Annotated in this window: 17 protein-coding genes; 10 read left to right on the top strand and 7 right to left on the bottom strand. The window is 47.1% G+C overall.

The features are described 5' to 3' along the window. Positions 1 to 15: 15 nt before the first annotated feature. From AC0YN0_RS26995 to AC0YN0_RS26960, 8 genes are all read left to right on the top strand, one after another. Positions 16 to 1,026 (top strand): LLM class flavin-dependent oxidoreductase, encoded by a 1,011-nt coding sequence (locus tag AC0YN0_RS26995; protein WP_475824055.1) that lies wholly within the window; start codon positions 16 to 18, stop codon positions 1,024 to 1,026. A 28-nt stretch (positions 1,027 to 1,054) separates the two neighbouring features. Continuing rightward, the gene (locus AC0YN0_RS26990) at positions 1,055 to 1,975 is read left to right on the top strand and encodes an NmrA/HSCARG family protein (RefSeq protein WP_475824054.1); all 921 of its coding nucleotides are present in this window, start codon (positions 1,055 to 1,057) and stop codon (positions 1,973 to 1,975) included. Between the two features lie 197 nt (positions 1,976 to 2,172). Beyond that, positions 2,173 to 2,793: an NAD(P)-dependent oxidoreductase gene (locus AC0YN0_RS26985; protein ID WP_475824053.1), complete on the top strand. Its 621-nt coding sequence runs from the start codon at positions 2,173 to 2,175 to the stop codon at positions 2,791 to 2,793. Positions 2,794 to 3,195: 402 nt separating this feature from the next. Continuing rightward, complete coding sequence (locus AC0YN0_RS26980) at positions 3,196 to 5,472, top strand: AraC family transcriptional regulator (RefSeq protein WP_475824052.1); 2,277 nt, start codon at positions 3,196 to 3,198, stop codon at positions 5,470 to 5,472. A gap of 184 nt (positions 5,473 to 5,656) precedes the next feature. Then, complete coding sequence (locus tag AC0YN0_RS26975; RefSeq protein WP_475824051.1) at positions 5,657 to 7,177, top strand: ABC transporter substrate-binding protein; 1,521 nt, start codon at positions 5,657 to 5,659, stop codon at positions 7,175 to 7,177. 217 nt (positions 7,178 to 7,394) lie between these two features. Further along, positions 7,395 to 8,312 (top strand): ABC transporter permease, encoded by a 918-nt coding sequence (locus AC0YN0_RS26970; protein WP_475824050.1) that lies wholly within the window; start codon positions 7,395 to 7,397, stop codon positions 8,310 to 8,312. A gap of 15 nt (positions 8,313 to 8,327) precedes the next feature. Continuing rightward, entirely contained in the window at positions 8,328 to 9,203 is an 876-nt protein-coding gene (locus AC0YN0_RS26965; protein ID WP_475824049.1) for a carbohydrate ABC transporter permease, read from the top strand. 13 nt (positions 9,204 to 9,216) lie between these two features. Further along, positions 9,217 to 11,295, top strand: coding sequence for a hypothetical protein (locus AC0YN0_RS26960; protein WP_475824048.1), 2,079 nt, complete (start codon positions 9,217 to 9,219; stop codon positions 11,293 to 11,295). Between the two features lie 90 nt (positions 11,296 to 11,385). Here AC0YN0_RS26960 and AC0YN0_RS26955 read toward each other — a convergent pair whose 3' ends face one another. From AC0YN0_RS26955 to AC0YN0_RS26935, 5 genes are all read right to left on the bottom strand, one after another. Beyond that, positions 11,386 to 13,725, bottom strand: coding sequence for a golvesin C-terminal-like domain-containing protein (locus AC0YN0_RS26955; RefSeq protein WP_475824047.1), 2,340 nt, complete (start codon positions 13,723 to 13,725; stop codon positions 11,386 to 11,388). Positions 13,726 to 14,023: 298 nt separating this feature from the next. Next, entirely contained in the window at positions 14,024 to 14,380 is a 357-nt protein-coding gene (locus AC0YN0_RS26950; protein WP_475824046.1) for a helix-turn-helix domain-containing protein, read from the bottom strand. A 273-nt stretch (positions 14,381 to 14,653) separates the two neighbouring features. After that, a complete protein-coding gene (locus tag AC0YN0_RS26945) occupies positions 14,654 to 16,168 on the bottom strand; it encodes an ABC transporter substrate-binding protein (protein WP_475824045.1) in 1,515 nt (504 codons plus the stop codon). Between the two features lie 91 nt (positions 16,169 to 16,259). Continuing rightward, the gene (locus AC0YN0_RS26940; RefSeq protein ID WP_475824044.1) at positions 16,260 to 17,195 is read right to left on the bottom strand and encodes a carbohydrate ABC transporter permease; all 936 of its coding nucleotides are present in this window, start codon (positions 17,193 to 17,195) and stop codon (positions 16,260 to 16,262) included. 45 nt (positions 17,196 to 17,240) lie between these two features. Continuing rightward, entirely contained in the window at positions 17,241 to 18,197 is a 957-nt protein-coding gene (locus tag AC0YN0_RS26935; RefSeq protein WP_475824043.1) for an ABC transporter permease, read from the bottom strand. A gap of 265 nt (positions 18,198 to 18,462) precedes the next feature. On the opposite strand from AC0YN0_RS26935, the gene AC0YN0_RS26930 reads away from it, so the two are divergent. Further along, positions 18,463 to 18,915, top strand: a complete 453-nt coding sequence (locus AC0YN0_RS26930; RefSeq protein WP_475824042.1) for a hypothetical protein — start codon at positions 18,463 to 18,465, stop codon at positions 18,913 to 18,915. Between the two features lie 110 nt (positions 18,916 to 19,025). On the opposite strand, the gene trhO is transcribed toward AC0YN0_RS26930, so the two are convergent. Both trhO and AC0YN0_RS26920 read right to left on the bottom strand, forming a co-directional pair. After that, on the bottom strand, positions 19,026 to 19,934 hold the full coding sequence (trhO, locus tag AC0YN0_RS26925; protein WP_475824140.1) for an oxygen-dependent tRNA uridine(34) hydroxylase TrhO: 909 nt from the start codon (positions 19,932 to 19,934) through the stop codon (positions 19,026 to 19,028). A gap of 161 nt (positions 19,935 to 20,095) precedes the next feature. Next, positions 20,096 to 21,004, bottom strand: coding sequence for a LysR family transcriptional regulator (locus AC0YN0_RS26920; RefSeq protein WP_475824041.1), 909 nt, complete (start codon positions 21,002 to 21,004; stop codon positions 20,096 to 20,098). Positions 21,005 to 21,130: 126 nt separating this feature from the next. Between AC0YN0_RS26920 and AC0YN0_RS26915 the strand changes: the two genes are divergently transcribed. Next, positions 21,131 to 21,907 (top strand): SDR family NAD(P)-dependent oxidoreductase, encoded by a 777-nt coding sequence (locus AC0YN0_RS26915; RefSeq protein ID WP_475824040.1) that lies wholly within the window; start codon positions 21,131 to 21,133, stop codon positions 21,905 to 21,907. Positions 21,908 to 21,924 lie beyond the last annotated feature (17 nt).

Below are 21,924 nucleotides of genomic sequence, written 5' to 3'. Positions count from 1 at the left end.
GGAGGTAGGCAGAACATGGTTCAACGTTTATCTATATTGGATATGGCTCCAGTCGATCATGAAACATCCGCCAAACAAGCTTTGATAAATTCGATTAAACTTGCGAGCAAAGCGGATGAACTAGGTTACGAACGCTTTTGGGTTACGGAGCATCATAATATTCCCTTATTAGCCAGCGCTTCGCCCGAACTTTTAATCGGTCAAATAGCTGCGAGTACGCAGCGCATACGGGTTGGTTCAGGTGGCGTCATGCTTCCCAATCATTCTCCGTTAAAAGTAGCCGAGAACTTCAAACTACTCGAGACGTTTTACCCAGGTCGCATTGACTTGGGTGTGGGCCGTGCACCTGGAACTGACGGTAAAACTGCGCTTGCCTTACGTCGCTCTATGAATTCAATAAATGCAGATGATTTACATGGATTGCTTCGTGAATTAAGAGGATTTGACCATCCTTCAGAGTCGTTGTCTGATGATTCATTTGCCCAGATCATTGCGATGCCACAAGACGCACCACTTCCGCCAATCTGGATTCTAGGGTCCAGCCCTTATAGTGCCCAACTTGCGGCAATTGATGCAGCCAACTACTCTTTTGCATATCATTTTAATCCTGCAGGGGCAAAAGAAGCCATCTCATTGTATCGCAAGCTTTATCAAGCAAATCATGGAGTGTCAGCACCAGATGTTATTTTAGGCGTTTCAGTAATCGGCGGCGATACGGATAAAGAAGTAGAATATCAACAAAAAATCCTAAGTTTAAAATTTTTACAAAGCTTAGGGCACTTCAACGGTTTTGATCCACTGAAGGCACATGAGTTACGGTTTTCTGAAGCTCATCATCAAGCTTCACAATCGTTTTTATCTACGCTAGTAATAGGTACGTGGAGCGAATTAAAGCCGAAATTAGACTTCTTGGCGGATACCCTAGGTGTCCAAGAACTCATCGTGTCAACTGCCCAAGAAGGCTTTGATACGCGATTAAAACTGTATGAGAAACTTGCTGAGCTCTATAATCTAAACCCAAACTAAAAATATACCCAAGAAAGGTGATATCAAAATGAATAATCAAAAATTGATTTTAGTTACGGGCGCTACTGGATTACAAGGCGGTGCAGTTGCAAATGAAGCATTGAAACAGGGATTTAAAGTTCGTATTTTAGTTAGAGATAAAAATTCTACTAAAGCCCAGGCACTTATTCAAAAAGGGGCAGAAGCTGTAGTAGGTAACTTCGATGACCCATCCTCTTTGGAGAATGCTATGAAAAATGTCGATGCTGTTTTCTCTGTACCGATTTCTGGAGTGGATACCAATGAAACGGATAGAGAGAGAAAACAGGCTTTTGCATTAATTCAAAGTGCAAAAAAAGTTGGCGTAGAACAATTTGTGCACACTTCCGTTGCAGCCACAAGCAGATATACGGAATTCCCAGAATGGGGAACAGGTTATTGGTTTGAGAAGTATTGGACAGATAAGTGGGATATAGAGGAGGCTGTTCGTTCAGCAGGCTTTCCTACATGGACTATCGTGAAACCAGCAGCTATTATGGAAAATTTCACTGCTGAAAAATCTGGGTTCATGTATCCTGATTTACAACAAGGGGAAATAAAAACGGTTACGTTTGCGGATACACCTATAGATCACATTGCAGTTGATGATCTTGCTTCTTTTGTTTGTGCAGCCTTTGCAAATCCTGAAAAATTCAATAAACATAATATTGAGTTAGCTGCCGAATCGATTTCATATAAAAAAATTGCCGAGATCATCTCGGAGGTCACAGGAAAAGAGCTTAAAATCACAACACTTAGTATTGAAGAAGCATTGGAGCAAGGAATTCATCCATTATCTGTACGAGGTGACCAATGGAATAACGTAGTGGGTTATAATGTAGATATTGATTTATTAAAGAATTACAATATCAAATTAACTTCGTTTAGAGAATTTGCAGAAAAATATAAAGACAAGTTTAAAATAGATTAACCGCCAGCTAGATGAAAAAGCAGCCGCTCACATTGTGTGCGGCTGCTTTAATAATTGTAACGAGTTAAAGTTTTTTTCTTTTTACAAGCATTTTTTTATTATTACTTTTCAACTAACCTATCAGTTAGTTGAAAAAGAAGATAATAACTTTTAAAGTATAGAGTAATATTTGTATTGACAAGAGGAGGTTGGTTCTTATGAATATTTTAATTTTAGGTGCAACTGGACGAGTTGGAGGCCAAATCGTTACTTATGCCCTTCATGACAGACATCATGTTACGGTATTAGTTCGTACTCCAGAGAAGATTCAAATAAATAATGGAAATTTAAAGACTATTCAAGGTAATGTTTTAAATATAGATGATGTCATGCGTGCAACACATGGGATTGATGTAGTTATTAGCGCCCTAAGTACGGATGGGACAACTACTCTATCAGAAAGTATGCCTCTAATTATCGAAGCCATGCAAAACGAAGGTATACAACGAATTATAACGATAGGAACTGCTGGTATCCTGCAAAGTAGAACCAACCCAGATGCACTGCGTTATCAGTCAAGTGAATCAAAGCGTAAGTCAGTCCGTGCAGCAGAAGAACATCATAAAGTTTACGATATGCTAAAACGATCAACGCTCGAATGGACTATTGTCTGTCCTACGTATTTGCCGGATGGAGAAAGTGTAGGTAAATATCGTGTAGACCGTCATTTTTTGCCGGAAGGCGGTGTTGAAATATCCGTGTCGGATACAGCAGAATTTGCATATAGCCTGATAAAAAGCAGCGATTTTATAAAATCACGTGTGGGTATCGCCTACTAATACTAAAAAGCGCCATAGAGGATCACAGCGTACGTTGTGATCCTCTATGGCGCTTTCTGAGTTTCTACGGCTGACCAATTAACAAACAGCGATGACGCATGCAAGTGTAACGGACCTAAAAGTCACTAACTGTCCCCAAATTGCTTGTTAGGTCATTTTACGGACAAAAGTGACCCTTATTCTAAAAGGAGAGGCTTTATATGCATAAATTAGCAATCTTAGCGTCATCTCCGTCCGTTAGAAATGAAAAGAGGCTATTTTTATCCAATAAAGGTCTTCTGGGTCCGCTAGAGTTTGTTCGTTGATTGGTCACCCATTAGGTTACATGTAATAAAATCCGGACTTCTATAATATTCATACTGGACTAGTTCTACGCTTGCGCGAATAGCAGGGGGGATGCCGATGTGGAACCGGATAAAGCCGAAGAAAACTTATTTCAGCATTTTTCTATATTCTTGCATAGCCGTAAGCTTGCTCACCCTGGGGTTCACTATGTTCCTGAGCCGGCAGTTCGCTCAAAGCGCAATGGATGAAATCAATAAGTCCAACCAAGAGAAAATGAACCAGGTCGTGAAAACCTCGGAATTTACTTTGCAGAAATTGCGTCAGTTTACACTCCGAATTTATTCGGATGAAAATATCGCACTGTGGATCAACATGGGTGAAAATGATTATTCCCCCCTGGCGTTAAATAAAGCGGCCGAAAGCGTAAGGGAGTTTAGGAGCAGCGAGCCTTTCATAGACGATATTTATTTAATCAACCTCAATCTCGGGCAGATCTATACTTCAGACTCAAGTATTTATACGATACAGGATTTTTATGATCAGGCTATGCTGAATTACATTAAGAGTCAGAAGACGCCGTATCTGCAGTTTGTCAACCATGAGGTGAAGGGCGAATCGCATCTAGCGCTTGTCGTGCCGGCAGCCGGGCCTCATCAGAACTATTATGGATTCGTGGCGATTCTGTTCAGCAAGCCGCTGCTGAATGAGCACATGCTGCAAATATCGGAGGAAGATCAGAACAAAGTTTTGATTGAAGGCAAAAATAAGGAGTTCATTCTGGGTAATACGGATGCTGCGTTGACGGAAGATCTCATGGGGACGGATACGCCGGAGGTGGCAGAACAGGGCTGGAAATGGGAGTCCGGCAATGAAACCTGGTCCATTCAGACGGCCCAGCTTCCTATAGAAGGATGGAAGGTTTATCATTTGTCACCGATCTCTCTGTGGCAAGCGAAAATAACCAAGATCCGGACGGAAATTATCGGATCCTCGATCTTTCTGCTGATCGCTTTGCTGTTGTTCTTGTTCTGGCAATCCTACCGCAGCTTGAAGCCCATTAGCGATTTGGCCTTTCAATTGCAAAGCAAGCTCGGCAAGAAACATCCGATGGCGCAGACAGCGAATGCCAATAATGAGATTGAGTGGATTCATTCCGGCTTCCATCTGCTGGTCGAGCAGATTGAGCACTTGGACTTGTCGATCAAGAGCAGCAAAGCATTGGTGAAGGAGGATTTCTTGCGTCAATGGATTCTCAATTCGAAAGCTTCCGGACCTGTCGAAGCGTTTATTAGAAGTGAAACAAAAATCCTCCAGACGGGCTCTTTCCGCATGGCGGTCGTACGGCTGGAGTCATATGGGCGGTTCAAGGAATGTTACGATTTCGCTTCGCGAAAATTGCTCCGCTATGCACTGGGCAATATTATGGTCGAAGTCCTTGCGAATCACGGGTTTGCCGCGGAAACGGCCGATTTCAGCTCGGATCACCTCGTGGCGCTTATTTCTTCGTCCGCTTCAGGAGAAGATACGGCGCTGGTCATCGCAGCGATAGAGGAGGTAAGAGCTCAGATCAGACGATGGCTGAAGCTGGAATTACATGCGGCTGTCAGCTCCGTGCTTCATATGGAAGACAGTGTTCACACCGTGTATACCCGGATGTACGAACTGACTTTGATCGGATTCATTTATAACGAGGATCGGGTATTCACTTCCGAAGATCGGGAACGGTATCAGCTGGGCGAAGACAGCAATCTGGATGAAGACTTGCTGAAGCAGGTGATTTATTCCGTTCACCTTAAGAACGATAAGGCTCTAAAGAGTTACTTGGACGAACTAACCTTGCATATGCAGGCGTTAAGCTATGAGGAATGCAAGCTGCAGCTGACTCATATTATTTATTCGATTATGAAAAGCTTCAAAAACTATAAGACGTTTCAAGGAATGAAGAGCATCCATACGTTCCTGGAGCAATTCGCAACCATTGGAGAGGTGAACTCGTGGCTGTACGGGGAGCTGCTGCAGATTATGGATCAGCATCGCAAGAAGAATGCTTCGAGCCGAAAGGACGAGGTCGCCGCCGAAATTATCGAATATGTGCGCAACCATCTTCACAATCCGATGCTTTCCGTGGACGACATTGCCACTCATGTTTCCATATCCGTAAACTATGCCCGGCAAATCTTCAAAGAGCGTTTGGAGTGCTCCTTATCCGACTATATTACAAATGAGCGGATCGAGTACGCGATCAAGCTGCTTACAACGACCGATTGGACGGTAGCCGACATAACGGAACAGTCCGGTTTTCAGACCAAGAGCACCTTCTATTCCCTGTTCAAACGGGCAACCGGAATGACGCCGAACCAATACCGTACTGAAAATACGCAAGGCAAGGCGTAGAAATCCGTACTCATAGTTGGAAAATAGATACTTCCCATTTATCGACTTTCGTACCAATTGTCAGATAACGGACTGTACCTAAACAGAACGACCCGAGTATGATCAGACAGAAGCGGGATGCGCGGGTAGACGGAAATCGTCGCAGCCGCCGCCCGGATGATCATCAAGCAGGAGGGGTTAAGCCATGAAGTTAAGAAGAAGCGGGTTCTTGTTAATGGTCGTATCGCTAATCCTGACAGGAATATTGGCCGGCTGCCGTTCGAATGGGCCGGCCCCTTCGGAAACAGGCGAATCGCCGCAGGTTTCCGAGGACGGCAAATTAAATCCGGTTACCTTGAAGATCATGTTCCCCGGCGATCCGCCGGCGGACTGGGATGAAGTCAAGGCGGAGATGGAGAACCGGCTTGCGGGTACGCTTAATGTGAAGCTGAACGTAGTGTATATCCCATGGACGGACGTTCTTCAGAAACGTCAAGTTGCATTATCCTCCGCGGAAGACTACGATCTGATCTGGGACAATAATCCGGTGCAAAATATGGCCGCCGGCCTCTATGAACCGGTGGACGAATTGATCGAGAAATACGGGCCCGATATTAAGGCCAATCGCTCTGCGGAGCTGATGGAAGCCAATAAGGTAAACGGCCAATTGTATGCGGTTCCGCTTGAAGTGAATTTCATACGCCCATGGACGTTCGTCATTCGCAAGGACATTCGGGAGCAGTTGGGCGTCGAACCGATCAAAAGCTATGACGAGCTGATCGAATTTATGTATTTGGTGAAAGAGAAGGTTCCGGAAATCACTCCGTTCATACCTAACGGCACGGAACATATCGGCTTGAGGCTTGCAAACATGCTTGATCCGGCAGCCAACCTTGCAGCCGTATTGAACTATCCCGGACTGTACACCAAAGGGAACGACGGGAAGGTCTATAATATTATTGATAACATGGACCCGATGATTATGAAAAATTTCGAGCAATATCGCAAGCTGTATCAGGACGGAATTTTGGCCAAAGATGCCCTTACGCTCAAAAATGCGGAATTTGCCAAAGGAAAGGCGGCTGTTTCCACGTTTTTCGATTTCGGCGTCAATCTGAATACCCGCACGGCGCTTGAACAATCGGTTCCGGGAGCTTCTGCCGAAACCTTCTCCTTATACGACTCCGGCATGAAGCTGAGCTCGACCTACAAAGCGGGCAACTTTATTGCCGTTCCGGTGGTCAGTAAGAACAAAGAACGCGCGATTCAATTCCTTAATTGGCTGAACCAGAAGGATAATTATGATCTGCTTGCCTACGGTATAAAGGGAAAGAACTGGGAAGATGCGGGCGAAGGTCTTTATAAACCGATCAAAGATAACCCTTATGCGGGCGTTCCTTTCGCATGGGGCTGGAATCCGAAGCTGGATCGAATCGATGCCAGCCTGCCTGAAGATGTCATTGCGCTGAATAAGTGGCAGAGGGAACCCAGTAACTTCGCAACGGATATTCTGACGGGCTTCACCTTCAATCCTAGCCCGGTAGCCAATGAAGTGGCACAACTCAGCAATGCGGGCGTGGAGTTTTATAATCCGATTGTGATGGGGCTGGTGGAACCGAACGAGGGTTTGGCCAAGTTTAAGGAAAAGGCTTACGACAATATAAAGAAAGTCCAAGCGGAGTATCAGAAGCAGTTGGATGAATATCTGGCTAGCAAGAACAAGTAAGCAATCCAAGAAGCCGGCGGCCTTGAAAAACAAGGCCGGCCGGTTTTTTTCAATTGGGTGCCCAGCAGTAAATTCCGTACTTTTCGCGTGTGATAGAAATCGAACCTTCACAGGGTGTTGCCGTTCATACCTATTGATAAATTCAAGACTATACGTACGGAATCACGAATGCGTAATATGCAAGTACAGAAGAAAGGAAAGGAGAGGAGAGCATGGGATGGGGATTCTGCAGGAGCTGAGGAAGAACAAATGGCTATATGCGATGTCGATTCCCGTTGTTGTGTATGTTTTTATTTTTTCTTATTTGCCGATGTCCGCTCATCTATTGGCCTTCAAGCAGTTTATGCCGGCAAAGGGGCTCTGGGGGAGCGAATGGGTGGGTCTCGACAATCTGACGTTTTTTTTCACCGGTCCGGATTGGCTGGGCGTAACGTTGAATACGATTTACTTGAATCTTCTGTTCATTGTTTCGGGTACGGTATGCTCCTTATGCATTGCGCTGCTGCTGAATGAAATTCATCATTCCTTTATCAAAAAGGTGACGCAATCGCTCGTCATTCTGCCGCATTTCATTTCCATTATCGTCGTAAATCTGATGGTCATGAATTTCTTTAACGGGCAGGACGGCATGATTAATCGCATGCTGAAGGAATTCGGTTGGCAGATGATCTCCTGGTTTCAAACGCCGGAAGTTTGGCCTTGGCTGCTCACGATCATATTCGTATGGAAGGGAGCAGGGTGGGGATCGATTATTTATCTTGCAACCTTGACGGGTTTCTCCGAGGAATATTATGAAAGCGCTAAAATCGACGGCGCTAAGCGGTGGCAGCAGATTTGGTATATTACGCTGCCGCTCCTGAGGCCGACCATTATCGTGCTGACGCTTCTCTCGCTGGGACGCATCTTTTACGGCGATTTCGGCTTAATTTATGGCATCATCGGAGACAATTCGCTGCTCTTCGATTCTACGGATGTGATCGATACGTATACGTACCGGTCCTTGAGGTCCACGAATATGAACAGCTACAGCAATGCCGCGGCAGTCGCCTTATTCCAGTCGGTTATGGGGCTGATCACCATTCTGTTCTTCAATTGGGTTGTCCGCCGGGTCGATAACGATTCGAAGCTGTTCTAGAAAGGGCGTGATTGTATGAGAATGGCACAGCGGGATACTTCGCAGCTCGCCGTGTCCGCAGCGGCTTATCTGTGCATTGGCACTTTCGCCCTGATTTGTTTTATTCCCTTCTGGCTTATGTACATCGGGTCATTCACGGCGGAGAGTCAGATTGTCAAGGGGTTTCGAATGTTCCCGACGGAATTTACGTTTGATTCCTACCGCTTCTTATTCCAGGGAAGCCAAGTGTACTACAGCAGTTTCGTTTCCATTTTTATTACGGTTGCCGGCACTGTCTCAGCCGTGCTTATGACCTCCATGTTCTCCTATGTTGCGGCCCATCCGAAGGTAAAATACCGGTATGTCCTTTCCTTCTACATTTATTTCACGATGCTGTTTCCACCCGGTCTGGTCGGCTATTATTTGCTCATTTCCAACTGGCTGAACCTGCGCGATTCACTGCTCGCGCTGCTGCTGCCGCTCTTGTTCTCCGCCTTCAACGCCTTCTTGATGACATCGTATTTCCGCACGCTTCCCTTTGAATTGAATGAGGCGGCAACCGTGGACGGTGCGCATGAGCTGTATATCTTCTTCCGGATCATCTGGCCGATTTCCATGCCGGTTATCGCGACGATTGCCCTGTTCTATGCGCTTTCTTATTGGAACGATTGGTTTAACGCGTTAATGTTTATCGACGATCCGCAAAATCATCCGCTGCAGATGATGCTGCGAAGAATCGTTTCCAATTCGGAGAATCTGGATTATTTGAACGCGAATATCAATATTCCCGTCTCGGCAACAGGCGTTCAGCTATCGACGGTTGTTATTACGATTGGGCCGATCATTTTCTTGTATCCGTTTCTGCAGCGTTATTTTGTCAAGGGGATGACGATCGGAGCCATTAAGGGATAAGGGGTGGAGGTTCATGATGAGCAAATGGTATAGCTGGTATCGAGGCGATGCGTTTAGACTATTTCTAGTCATCCTGCTGGTGTCGTCGTTCATCCCTTCCGGAGGAGCGCTCGCGGAAGGTACGCTGCTCAAGACCGGAAACTATTATTACAGCCCTGCCCCGAATGCTGGCAATTCTCCTGACAATGGCGCAACCGGCTTGGTATCATCAGAGGGCGGCGTACTTCTTGACGCGTTAATGACGACCTATGCCGGATGGATGGGAAGCGCCACAGCCAAAGGGACGGTGCAGACGGTGTTCGACCTGCAGAAGGACTACCCGCTGGATAGAATAAACATCGTACTGAATTCGCCTAACATCTATTGGGGGTTTAAGGAATTTACGGTTAAATACCGCTCCGAGGCTACACCGGATTTTTACTATATTGCCGGCAAGCATGTAAAATCAGGAACCGCCTTGAACTATTCGGTCAACATCCCAATGGAAAACAAGATGGCCAGATTTATTGTCATCGATATCAAGCGGTCGCACGCCTATCAGCATATCCCGCTTACGGAAGTGCAAATTTATAAAGGCACAGGCGATGAAGGGCAGAATCCGGCTGCTGCTTTTACCGTAGAGCAGATGCAGGCTGAACTCAAGAAAGACGCTATGATGGTGGATAAATACGGACAGTGGATTTATGAAACGTGGACGGGAAAGGTTGCAACTGACGCACAATTACGGCAGGAATATGCGAATGAGGCGAAAGCGCTGGTGAAAGTTTCGCTGGACCGAAGGAAATATGATCAGTACGGCGGGATTAAAAGCGGGGGAATGTACAAAAGCACCGGATTTTTCCGACTGGAACAAATCGATAATAAATGGTGGTTTATTACGCCGGACGGCTATAAATTCATTTTAAAGGGTGTGGATGCGACAAGCATATGGGAGTGGGGATACGGAACGCCGAATAGGAAGACGGACGGTACTCCCCGAAAGGTGTTCGAGGAGCTTCCCGATCCGAGCGTCTATGCTCCCGCTTACGCCAATGACTCCAATGGCGAAAGAGTCAGCTTCGTCGTCGCCAACGTCATGAAAAAATACGGCAGAAACTATGAATCGAAGTGGGAGGAAATCACCAAGAAGCGGTTGATCAATTGGGGCTTTAATGCCTTTAGCAAGTGGACCAGACCTGATAATGTCACTTTTCCCCATATAGAGGTTCTGCAAGATCCGTCAAATTTGAAAAGGATTCAATGGACGTACGATGTGTTCGATCCGCAGGCGGAATCCATTATTGACAGCGCCTTGAGCGCACAGCTTCAAGAGGCGAGGAATGACCGGTGGCTGATCGGCTACACTTACGATAACGAGGCCGGATGGTCGGCCGATATTGTAAAAGAGATTTTGACGTATGGTTCAACGTCTGCGGCGAAGGGCGCCTTTGTGGATTTTCTTGCGCCAAGATATAACAATGACATTGCCGCCGTCAACCAGATTCTTGGTACGAGCGCCGAATCATTTGACGCATTAAAGCATACGTCGATCGCGATCGCGAGCGTTCCGGCTGCGGATGTATCTGATTATATCAAGCTGGCATCCAAAACGTACTTCCGGACGATCCGGAATATTATCGAAAAATATGATCCGAACCATTTGTTCTTAGGTTCATCTATCGTCCCCACCTGGCGGACCAGTCTGGATTGGGATTCGGCAGCCATGGAGTTTGTGGATGCTTTTTCCGTAGATAATTATACGAATGATGCGGGCTGGCTTTCCAGGTATGAAGCTTTCGGAAAACCGCTGTTGAATCTGGAATATACATTTAGCACTAGCGAGCGCGGGTTATCGCCCATCAATGCGGCTACAAGAACAGCCAGTATAGCGGACAGAGGCACGGCCTTCAAAACGTTCATCGAAAGCCAAACGGCACATCCGCTATTTGTCGGATCGGGCTGGTTTGCGTACTATGATCAAGCGGTTACCGGACGTAAAGACAGCGAGAATTTCAATATAGGCTTGGTCAATCAGCAGGACCAGCCCTACACAGATATGGTCAATATCATGAAGACCGTTAATGCAGGGCTGGAAACGATCCATGCGAATTAAAGAACTTTTATAGAAATAAGGTTATGAAAATAAAGCTGCCGGCGACGGCAGCTTATTTTGCTGGCCATATAAGAAAGTATAAAATTCGGGTCAGTTCGTCGAAACAACGATGCTGTCGAAGACAGCCGTCTGATCGTACGTCCGCAAACCGATGCTCCCGCTGGTCAAGCTGTAATCGCTAACGCTGATTTTTTTCACGCCGTCCACATAGGCTTTCAATGAGCTTCCTTTCATCTCCAGCTTAAGCAGATACCAAGTGCCTGGAGTGGCTATCATATTCGCTTCCCCGATGTTGGTCCAGCTATTGCCCAGTTTCTTGTACAGTTGGACTTTATTCTGATCATAGTTGATGCGCAGGGTGTACATGTAGGAGAAATCTGAATTTGCCCGGGCAACTAAGCCGGCAGAAGCGTTGGCCATATGATTGTCATACGCTTTTAGGGCTACGGTTATGGTGGCGTTGGAGTAAGTCGAATCGATAACGGTTTCGGCAATGCCCGTGCCCGATTGTTTCAACACTTTATTGTCTAGAGGATTGCTATCATGACTCACATCATTGGTTAAAGACCAGCTGCCGCTCAGAGGGGTCCAACTGCCGGAACTATTGTTTTGAAAGCTGTCGCCAAAGCTCTGCGGTTCAAACATGACCGCATCGGCTCTGTTGGATCCGCCTTGAACGGTCGCGAGCTTCACATATTCTTCCGGTCCGCCAGCGAAATATACCGTATCAATCAGGCGCCACTGACCGCCCGCTATAGTCGTCTGATTGATGGTTACGGTATTCGTCACGCCATTGTGATAGATTGAATATTGAGCATACTTCGTTGAACCCTGATGGTAAGGATATCGGACATACACATTGTAGTATCCCGGCGTCGTGAGGTTCGGTCTCCACGTAGCCGTACTTCCAATGGTACTGCTGTAACGCGAGCTGCCGCCGTAACTGCCGCCTAGCGTGCTAGTCCCCCAGGTTCCCGTCTCGGTATAGCCGCTGCTTTCTGCGTCGACGATGACCCCGCTTTTCGCCTTAATTGGACCGATGATGTTGGAGTACGGGGAGTAGGTACCGTGCACATTTTTCGCTTTCACCCTATAGTAATAGCTTGTGCCTTCTTGGGCAGATGCATCGCCGAAGATCGGTACGGTAAACGTATGATGACGCGGTGTGGTAATATCATCCGTCACATCGCTGCCTACAGCTATCCATGGGCCGGAGGGACTTGTCGAACGTTCAACGTCATAGGCGCTTGCCCCGGAAACACCCATCCAGGAGAGGGTATGCACGGAATCGACAGGGAACATCACGGGCGCATCGGGTGCCGGCCAATGAGGAACGGCCAAGCCTTTCATCGAGTAGGCATACTTGCGCAGCAGGTCGATGATGGCCGTTTCGTTCGCCCAACCGCCGGTTGCGAAACCGGGATAACGCAAATAGGACCATTCTCCGACCGGAGGCCAATGCCATCCGCCCATCTTGTGATGATGCATGCTGCCCCAGACCATGGCGCCTGATGTTCCATTGTTCTGAACGATGTCGAGCAGCTGTTCCGTATCCGCCGGGGAATAGTCACCGAATTCGCCAATGACCAGCGCCTTTTTCCCTTTGGTGCTATTTCTCCACTCATTGAGCTTTGTAACCATGTCGACATTGTGATAGCTGTAAATGTGCGGAACAATAATATCGATATGGCTGTCATTCAATGCATTGGTCCTTATTCCCTGTGCACGTATATACCCTCCATCGGCTACAAGATGGTTGGAATCGAGGCTCTTTACATACGCGGCCATCTCGCTTACCCAGCTATCCGTGGAAGGAAGTTCGTTCCCAAGCTGCCAGGCCAGAATGGCTTTATCGTTTTTGTACGGAACACCCGTATACGTATTGATCCGCTGAACCACAAATGTAATGAAGTTTTTGAAGTCCTGCTTTATGGTCGGATCGCTCCAAAAATCATTCGCCGTTTTCCCGCGGAAAGCCGACCAATCGGCAATCCCTCCGATGTAGTTATACTTATCGACGAAAGGTACGATTAGCCGAACGTTGTAATGGTTTGCCAGTTGTACCATTTTATCTAATAACTTGAATGCGCTTTCATTAAATTCGTTAGGCCCCATCACATGACGGTAAGTTCCTGCGGGATCGCTGCCCATTGACACTTCAAACGGATATAAGCGGATAACATTAATCCCTGAACTGCTTGCCGCGCGAATCGTATCCTCGATTTCAGACGGATCCGTCCATGCTCTATTCAGCAAAGGCTGGTTGGTTCCGATAAAACGAAACGCGAATGTCCCCTCCATCAACGTATCTCCGCTGCGCGTAATATAGTCTGAGAATCCCGCCTCGGCACGAGCCGGCCAAAAGTTGTAAAAAGAATCGTACGTAAGCAGCATAACGGCCAAGGTGACGAGTTTCAACCATTTGTTCATGCCATTATTCCTCCTTATTTGCACATGACCATCCAATAGAATGACATCTCCGGAACTAGCTGAAGCAAAGGTGAATCCCCATGCAGAAGATATGAAAGCGGATACAAAAGTTGCTAATTCGATGCATCGCGACAATTATATGCACATCGCGGCAATTTGTTACCACAATGAATCGCGGATATTGGGGCATAGCGGCGGGATTAGCTGTCCAGCATACAAAAACAGGTCAGTTAATGGTGTGATTGACCATTAACTGACCTGTTATTATATCTTGCTGCGTTAGCATCACGCGGAGGGGTTATTCTTCTTTGGTTAAAGCCCGGTCACGAAGCACGCGGTCGAGCAGATTGCGAATAAGATCGAGATCGTCTTTCTCCAGAGGGACGCCGTCCCAATGAAGCTGCTCAACGTTTAAATATTCTTTTGCATTATGGTTAACCTCCGCCGGCAGTTCGGAGTAATCGGTAAGACCTAATAAATAATCAGCCGACGTACGCAATTTTCGGGATATGGTTTGTATGGACTCTATCGTCGGCTGGCGGTAACCCGACTCATAGCCGGCATAGGTGCTTTTGGCAACGCCAACAAAATCGGCCACTTCCTGCATGGTCAATTTCCTCTTCTTCCGCATCTGCTTCAGTCGCTTCGCAAACATATTCATGCCCCCATCTATCTACTTACGCATGCAAAAACAGTATATCAATCTTTTCCCCGTCTTTCCATAGATTCTGTAAAGGCGAAGTATTTCGGCTGGGGGTCAGCTATGAAGGTGTACTCGGACTGGATGTGCTTATCCAAGCGAGGAGCTGGTGAGAAGAGTCGTAGGTCTCGCTGCATGTACAGATTTTCGCTGAAAGACTCCAAGCTCTCTCTGTCATTCAATTGCACATGAATTCGACAGAAAGAGCTCGGCTTTCTTGTTATTTGCTTACTTGAAGTAGCTGTTAATTTGTTCTTGAGCGGTTTTCATAATCGTGTCCATACCGGCGGACTTTAGTTCCGCGGTAATCTTCGGAATCATTTTCTCCGGATCGGATGCGCCTGTAATGAGTTCATATTTGTATTTATCCCATACCGCTTGGACATTCGCCACTTCGGTCTGAAGATTGCCGATGTCCAGCGCGAACCCTAGCACGTTGGAAGATGTCGCTGCATCGTTCAGCTTTTTAACTTGGTCCCATTGATCAACGGGAGCGCCTTTGGTAACCGCAAGATTAAAGAATGTGCCTTGGGAGTAAGCAGCCAGCGGCCAAGTATCGGAAGTGCGCTCGATTACCTTTTCGCCATCGACATTTTTGTAGTCTACGTCAAGCTCCCCGAATGCCAGCATATTACGCAGCTTTGGATCCGTGTTGACCAATTCGAGGTACTTGAGCGCTTCTTTCTTATATTTCGAATTCGCGGAAATCGCGTTCAGAGAGCCTTGGATCGTGCTCGTTGTATAAATAGGTCCGAAGTGCTGAACCATATCATACTTTTCAATAGCATCATTGATTTGCCAGCTTATTTCAGCGCCCGGGAATGCCTGAGCGGCAAAGAATGGTCGGCCTTTGTCGTTCTCTGTTTTCGTTGGAGCATCAGGGTTGATAATGCCGTCCTGATACCACTCATGCAGGAGCTTCAGATCGGCCATAATGTCGGGCTGCTCGAGAACGGAGACAACCGTGCGCGAAGCATCGTCGGTTCTTACGCCGATCGGGGAGAAGCCCAGCGTTAAGTCGTCATAATTGTTGAAGAAGCCGTTCAAGCCTTCGCCTTGCGTCATCGGCAATGGGTAGAAGCTTTTGCCTTCGCCAGATTTTATCGCGCGCAGAGGTTGGTCCAGGTCCTGCAGCGTTTTGATATTGTTGATATCGATATTGTACTTTTGAACGTATTTATCATCGTACACCCAATATTGCGTTAGCGATGAATCCTTATAAGTTGGAACGGAGTAATATTTACCGCCGATTTTCGTGCCGTCCCAGACCTTCTCGGGAATCAGCTTGTATAGGTCAGGCGTTTCGCTTTGAACCAGATCGGTGATATCGGCAAAAGCTCCCATAGCCACCTGTTTGCTGTATTTGCCGCTGTTGGTGAACATGATGTCGAACGGTTCGCCCGTATTCACAATCGTGTTGATTTTGGTGTCCCATTCGCCCCAGCTGGCTACCTTGATGTCGATTTTTACGCCGATTTTCTCGGCCGTGTACGCGTTCATGGCATCAATAGCTTTGCTGAAGTTATTAGGTACTTGGCCGCCGATCAGCCACCAGACCAACGTCGGAATATCCTTGCTTGGCTCTTCGCTATCCTTTGGTGCATCGGTACTCTTCGGTGCATCCGTAGCCGTACTCGGCTTGTTGGTTGCATTCGGCGAGTTCGATCCGGAGCAGGCTGCCAAGCCGGCGACCAGCAAGGTAAGAATACAAAGCGTAGAGAGGAGCTTCCAAGATTTCTTCATTTCATTTCCCCCTTATAGAAGTTGGATCACCGTAAGCTTTGTACAGTGATCTATATAAACCAAGCTAGCTTGGCTTATTTCGATTCGTCGGTCAGCCTTTGACAGCGCCGATCGTTAATCCGGAAATGAAATATTTCTGGAAGAACGGGTAGGCGAAGGCTACGGGCAGAACAATGATAATAGCTACGGCCATGCGGGCGGATTCCTTCGGCATCGTTGCGACAAGCACGGCATAGCTGACACCCATGCTTGCGGCGTTTTTGGCGAGTGCATCCACATTGCTCATCAAGCTATTTAGCAGAGCCTGCAAAGAATAGAGGTTTTGGTTGTTGATATAAAGCATCGATTGGAACCAATCATTCCAATAGGCGAAGCAGAGGAACAGTCCAATGGTTGCAATGACCGGCAAGGAAATCGGCAGGATGATGGAGAAAAAGATTCGCTGCTGGCTCGCGCCGTCGATTTCGGCAGATTCGATCAGCCCATCGGGAATCGTGCTTTTGAAGAAGGTTTTGCAAATGATCACATTAAACGATGAGACGGCCAGCGGCAGAATAAGCGCCCAGACGCTGTCTTTAAGCCCTAATAGATTCGTATTAATGAAGTAGCTGGATACGAGACCGCCATTGAATATCATCGGGATAAATACGACCCAGGTCAGAAAGCCATTCAACTTGTAGGTTGGGCGGGAAAGCACATAGCCCATGGAGGTCGTAAGCAATACGCCGATCGCAGTACCTGCAACAGTTACTAGAGCGGATACGCCAAGCGCCCGCAAAATCATCGTTCCTTGCTTGATGACATAGGCGTAAGCCTCTCCGGACAATGCAACCGGCAGCAAGTGATATCCTGTCTCGCGTATGGAGTTCTCGCTGGAGAAGGAAATGGAAAGAACAACAATGACGGGTATGACGCAAAGCAGCGCCAAGATGATAAAGATCAGGTTGAATAGGATGTCGACGGGTTTGCTCGTACGGTTGAATTTCTCAAGTCCTGTTTCGTAAGTGGTTCTCGTTGACAAGGTCATACCTCCTTCATGTTTGCGCAGCAAACACACTTCGTAAGCATAGGCTTACATCATCGCGCTATCAGGATCGATTTTGCGGACAATCCAGTTAGCGGCCAGAATCGTTGCACAACCGAGAACGGACTGCACGAACGCGGCTGCGGCTGCCATCCCGAGTGTAGCGGATTTCAGTTGTTTATATACCATGACATCGATTGTGGTAGATACGTTGAACAAAGAATTGGAATCCCGCGTGACCTGATAGAACAGGCCGAAATCGGTGTAGAAAATACGTCCAACCGCCAAAATGAACAGCATGACGATAACGAGCTTGAGCATGGGCAATGTAATATATTTCGTCTGCTGCCAAATGGATGCCCCATCGATAACCGCTGCTTCATAATAGGTGCTGTCCAGGCTGGTGATGGTTGCCAGATAGATGACCATGCCGTAGCCCAAGCCCTTCCAGATATTCAGAAGAATTAGGAAGTAAGGCCAGTAGGACGGTTCCATATACCAGTTAACGGGATCGCCTCCGGCATTGACGAGCATCTGATTAAGAATTCCTTTATCGAAGCTTAGGAACGCCCAGCCTACAGCAGTCACGACAACCCAAGATAGGAAGTAGGGGAGGAACATCATCGTTTGATAAACTTTACTTGCTTTGCGGCTGTGAAGCAGTCCGATCATAATCGCGAATAGAACGGGCAGCACAATGCCTAGAACGATAAAAATAATGTTGTATCCAATGGTGTTTCGAATAATGATCCAGGCGTCATTCGACTTGAATAAGAACTCAAAGTTTTTGAAGCCTACCCAAGGACTGTTGAACACGTTGCTCAAGAAACCGCCGCTAATTCTGAAGTTTTTGAAGGCGATAATGATCCCGAACATAGGCAGGAAACAAAACAAGATGTACCAAATGGTCGTGGGCAAAGCCAACAGGGTGAGTTCTGTATCCTGCTTGCGCCAACGAATTCGTAAGCGCTTTCTTTTATTTTGTTGTTCGGCTGTCCGGTACATGTCTGTCGCTCCTTCCGGTGAATTGTTGCTTGTTTTTCACTTGTTGCGTTCATTGTATACTGGGAGGATTCGAAGCTTCTAGACAACAAACTTGATACTATAGTCAACAAACGTTAGATTTAAGAAATCGCTTACAAAAATCGTTTGTACCCGCGGCGCGGATAATGGATGAAACACCAATAAATTGAAACATTTATAAAGATCTAACGTTTATAATGACAGCTTATCTGTATGGTTAGGCACAGATTTTGAAAGAGGTGCAAACTTGAAGAAGTTGACCAAAATTATGTTTACGATCATAGCGGTTGCTCTTTTTTTAGGGGTTGTCTCCAATCCATTTATGAATAATTATGTTGCGTATTCCGTAAAGAAAGAGCTAACAAGAGTATCCTTGCCCGACAAAACCGAACTCGTGGATTCTATATCGTCAGCCGGAAAATTAGTGGGTAACGGAAATGGCATGCAGTTTTTTGGAGCTATTTTAATTAAGTCGGAACTTGCTTTGGAAGAGTTGGATCATTATTTTTCAAAGTATCGCGAAAGGGATGGGTTTTACATCGTCGAAAAGCAAACGAGCAAGCAAATTGATGTTATTGACCATGGCGACTTGACCTTCAAGGCATTAAAGGCGGATCCAATACTAACCGACTACTACATCGTTTATACCTGGGGCAGCAGCGACTATCCGTTAAGCGATCTTGATCTGCGGGGGCACTGACGCTCTGCTTGTTTGAAGATGGAAACACGGAAGAGGGTGTCCCGTCGGGACACCCTCTTCCGTGTTTCATAAGCATGCTATATAACTGTAAATGCTTGATAATGGGTAAGCTATTGAACATGCGCCGAATGGTCGGCCCTATCATTAACTTTGCATTCCTCGGAGCAATATTGTTCATGGCTCTCCAGGCAGTCGTCGCAAACAAGATGCTGGTCGTGGCAGGTGTCATCCTTGCAGTTGATCATCGTGTCCGTCAAATTGCCGCAATGATGGCATTTGCCGACCGTGATATGCTCGTCCGTCTGATTAACGCGAACAGAGAGGCGCTCGTCGAAAACGTACATTTTGCCATCGAACAAACGTCCTTTAACCTCAGGGTCCTTCCCGTAAGTAACGATACCGCCATCTAATTGCGCCACGTCTGTGAACCCTTCGTTCAGAAGAACGCCGGTTAGCGTCTCGCAGCGAATGCCGCCCGTACAATAAGTTAGAATGGTTTTGTCCTTGGCATCCTGCAAGTTCTCCCGAATCCACTCGGGAAAATCGCGGAAAGACTTCACATCGGGACGAATCGCATTCCGGAAATGACCGAGATCGTATTCGTAATCATTTCTTCCATCAATAATGACGACGTCCTCGCGCTGAAGCTGCTCGTGAAATTGTTGCGGAGACAAACGCTTCCCGCTGCTCACATTAGGATCAAGCGGCGTTTCGTACCGCAGCGTAACAAGCTCTTTCTTAGGGCGAACGAACAGCTTTTTGAAAGCATGTCGATCCGTTTCATCTATTTTGAAAACCATATTGTTGAAAAGCGGGTGAGCGTTCATATAGGCCATATAAGCATCGGTTTGCTCAATTGTGCCGGACAGCGTGCCGTTAATCCCTTGGGAAGCGATTAGAATCCGGCCTTTCACGCCTAGCTCCTTGCAATAGTCAAGGTGTTCTTGCGCGACCAGCTCATAGTCAGGCACGGCTACGTATTTATAATATAATAATATTCGATATTGGTTTTCCACAATAATAACTCCTTATCCATTATGAGTCGTGACGGCAATCCGTGATAGCCACTCACAAAAATATTGTAGCACCAATCGTCCGCAACATAAAGCAAGGAAGGCGGCAAACCAAAGAGGAATATCATGGGATGTTCCTCTTTCGTTTTATTCATTCAGGTTAAACGTTACCTTCTAGACTGCCTGTTCAAGTTGGAATCGAACCGATGCCGTTCCATGAACCGGTTAACGATGGGGTTCCCTGCGTTTCTTTTGTCTACGATCCACCCGATCAAAATATCGCGCTGGGGCATATCGATTCCGATTTTAAAATAGTCGTTATGCCGATGATCGGGAGAATTGTCAAAGGAGTATTCATGCCCGACGGTTACCGCGTTTAATTGCAGCAGCGCCGATCCGATTACTTCCGAGTTGTTCGTTCGGAACAGAACATTGACAGGTCCGCAGGTTTTCTCGACTTCTTTGATAAACGGATCGACGAATTCATCGTTGAACAGGACGAACATTTCGTTTTTGAAATCCCCGAGCGTTACGGATTTCTTCTTTGCCAAAGGGTTGCTTTTGCTGACGGCGGCATACAATTTTCCGGAGCTGATCGGGTGAAAGATCAGCCCTTTAAGCTGCGTGCGGACATCCTCCTCGTAAATGGCGATAAGTCCGAGATCGGCGCTCTGTTCTTGCACTTCTTTTATGATTTTGGCCGTCGTTTTTTCCGAGAGCTCGAATTTAATTTCGGAATGGTTTTGTTTCATTTTGGATATGGTTTGAATGATGGAAGGGACGCCGCCCGGAATGACGGAAAGGATCAGCGCACCTTTGCCGAACGTTTCGGTGCTTTCCTTGATGGACTGGAGCGTCTCGAGCACGGTTCTGAATTTATCGAATAAATGGGCGGCGTCCTCGAGCGGATGAACCCCTTTGCGCGTACGATGGAAGAGCTTGACGTTCAATTCTTCTTCCAAACGGGTCAATGCTTGGCTGATCGTCGACGGCGTAACCATCAGCTTCGCGGACGCGAGCGTGATCGACCTTGTTTTGGCCACTTCAACGGCATATTCGAGCTGTTCGAAATTCATATCGTCGTCACCACTTTGTTTAATTTTATTAAAAACAAACTTAATTATCGTTAATATACTTTAAAATAGTTCAGTAGTAAACTAGTAGTCGTAAGCCCTATCCAAACGATAAGGAGACTGAGACTTATGATGAATGATCGATTTAAAGATAAGGTTGCGCTTGTTACCGGAGCGGCATCCGGTATCGGTTACGAGATCACGAAACGGTTGATTCTGGAGGGCGCTTCGGTTGTCGGGGCGGATTTGAACCAGGAACGTCTGGACGGGATGCAGGCGGATTTAGGAGAGCGCTTTTACGGCTTTCATGCGAACGTGACGCAAGAAGATCAAATCGCCGAGTTAGTGAACGCGACGGTTCAACGATTCGGCGGACTAAATATGGCATTCAATGTAGCCGGCGCTTCGAAGCCGGGAACGATTACGCAGCTGTCCGAAGCCGATTGGAATTTCACGGTCGACCTTTGCATGAAAGGCGTTTTTCTCAGCATGAAGCATGAAGCACTGCAGATGGCGAAGCAAGGCGGCGGCGCCATTATCAATATCGCATCGTTAAACGCTCAGGTTCCGATGTATGCGGGCGCAGCTTATGCTTCGGCGAAGGCCGGAGTCGAAATGCTGACCAAGAACGGGGCGCTCGAAATGGCGCGCGACGGAATACGCGTCAATGCGATCCTGCCGGGGCTTATCGATACGCCGCTTACGGCAAGCTTGCTTGCGAACAGCGATATCCATGCCGCTTACATGGAGCGGATTCCGATGAAACGCGCGGCTAAGCCGGAAGAAATCGCAGGTCCGGCGCTATTTTTGGCCAGCGAAGACGCGGGATACGTATCAGGCGCCAACCTGCTCGTTGACGGGGCTTGGGCTACCAGCGGATATCCGGATCTAAGCCGTTGGTTCTAATGGGTTGAGCCCAGCCC

The organism is Paenibacillus sp. J22P218, from assembly GCF_056269195.1.
The sequence above is the reverse complement of the archived record's forward strand: the minus strand, read 5'-3'. Positions and strand labels throughout refer to the sequence as shown.

Excerpts from the sequence above, each read along its gene's own strand:
- AC0YN0_RS26995 (WP_475824055.1), top strand. The coding sequence starts at position 16 with ATGGTTCAACGTTTATCTATATTGGATATGGCTCCAGTCGATCATGAA.
- AC0YN0_RS26990 (WP_475824054.1), top strand. The coding sequence starts at position 1,055 with ATGAATAATCAAAAATTGATTTTAGTTACGGGCGCTACTGGATTACAA.
- AC0YN0_RS26985 (WP_475824053.1), top strand. The coding sequence starts at position 2,173 with ATGAATATTTTAATTTTAGGTGCAACTGGACGAGTTGGAGGCCAAATC.
- AC0YN0_RS26980 (WP_475824052.1), top strand. The coding sequence starts at position 3,196 with ATGTGGAACCGGATAAAGCCGAAGAAAACTTATTTCAGCATTTTTCTA.
- AC0YN0_RS26975 (WP_475824051.1), top strand. The coding sequence starts at position 5,657 with ATGAAGTTAAGAAGAAGCGGGTTCTTGTTAATGGTCGTATCGCTAATC.
- AC0YN0_RS26970 (WP_475824050.1), top strand. The coding sequence starts at position 7,395 with ATGGGGATTCTGCAGGAGCTGAGGAAGAACAAATGGCTATATGCGATG.
- AC0YN0_RS26965 (WP_475824049.1), top strand. The coding sequence starts at position 8,328 with ATGAGAATGGCACAGCGGGATACTTCGCAGCTCGCCGTGTCCGCAGCG.
- AC0YN0_RS26960 (WP_475824048.1), top strand. The coding sequence starts at position 9,217 with ATGATGAGCAAATGGTATAGCTGGTATCGAGGCGATGCGTTTAGACTA.
- AC0YN0_RS26955 (WP_475824047.1), bottom strand. The coding sequence starts at position 13,725 with ATGAACAAATGGTTGAAACTCGTCACCTTGGCCGTTATGCTGCTTACG.
- AC0YN0_RS26950 (WP_475824046.1), bottom strand. The coding sequence starts at position 14,380 with ATGTTTGCGAAGCGACTGAAGCAGATGCGGAAGAAGAGGAAATTGACC.
- AC0YN0_RS26945 (WP_475824045.1), bottom strand. The coding sequence starts at position 16,168 with ATGAAGAAATCTTGGAAGCTCCTCTCTACGCTTTGTATTCTTACCTTG.
- AC0YN0_RS26940 (WP_475824044.1), bottom strand. The coding sequence starts at position 17,195 with ATGACCTTGTCAACGAGAACCACTTACGAAACAGGACTTGAGAAATTC.
- AC0YN0_RS26935 (WP_475824043.1), bottom strand. The coding sequence starts at position 18,197 with ATGTACCGGACAGCCGAACAACAAAATAAAAGAAAGCGCTTACGAATT.
- AC0YN0_RS26920 (WP_475824041.1), bottom strand. The coding sequence starts at position 21,004 with ATGAATTTCGAACAGCTCGAATATGCCGTTGAAGTGGCCAAAACAAGG.
- AC0YN0_RS26915 (WP_475824040.1), top strand. The coding sequence starts at position 21,131 with ATGATGAATGATCGATTTAAAGATAAGGTTGCGCTTGTTACCGGAGCG.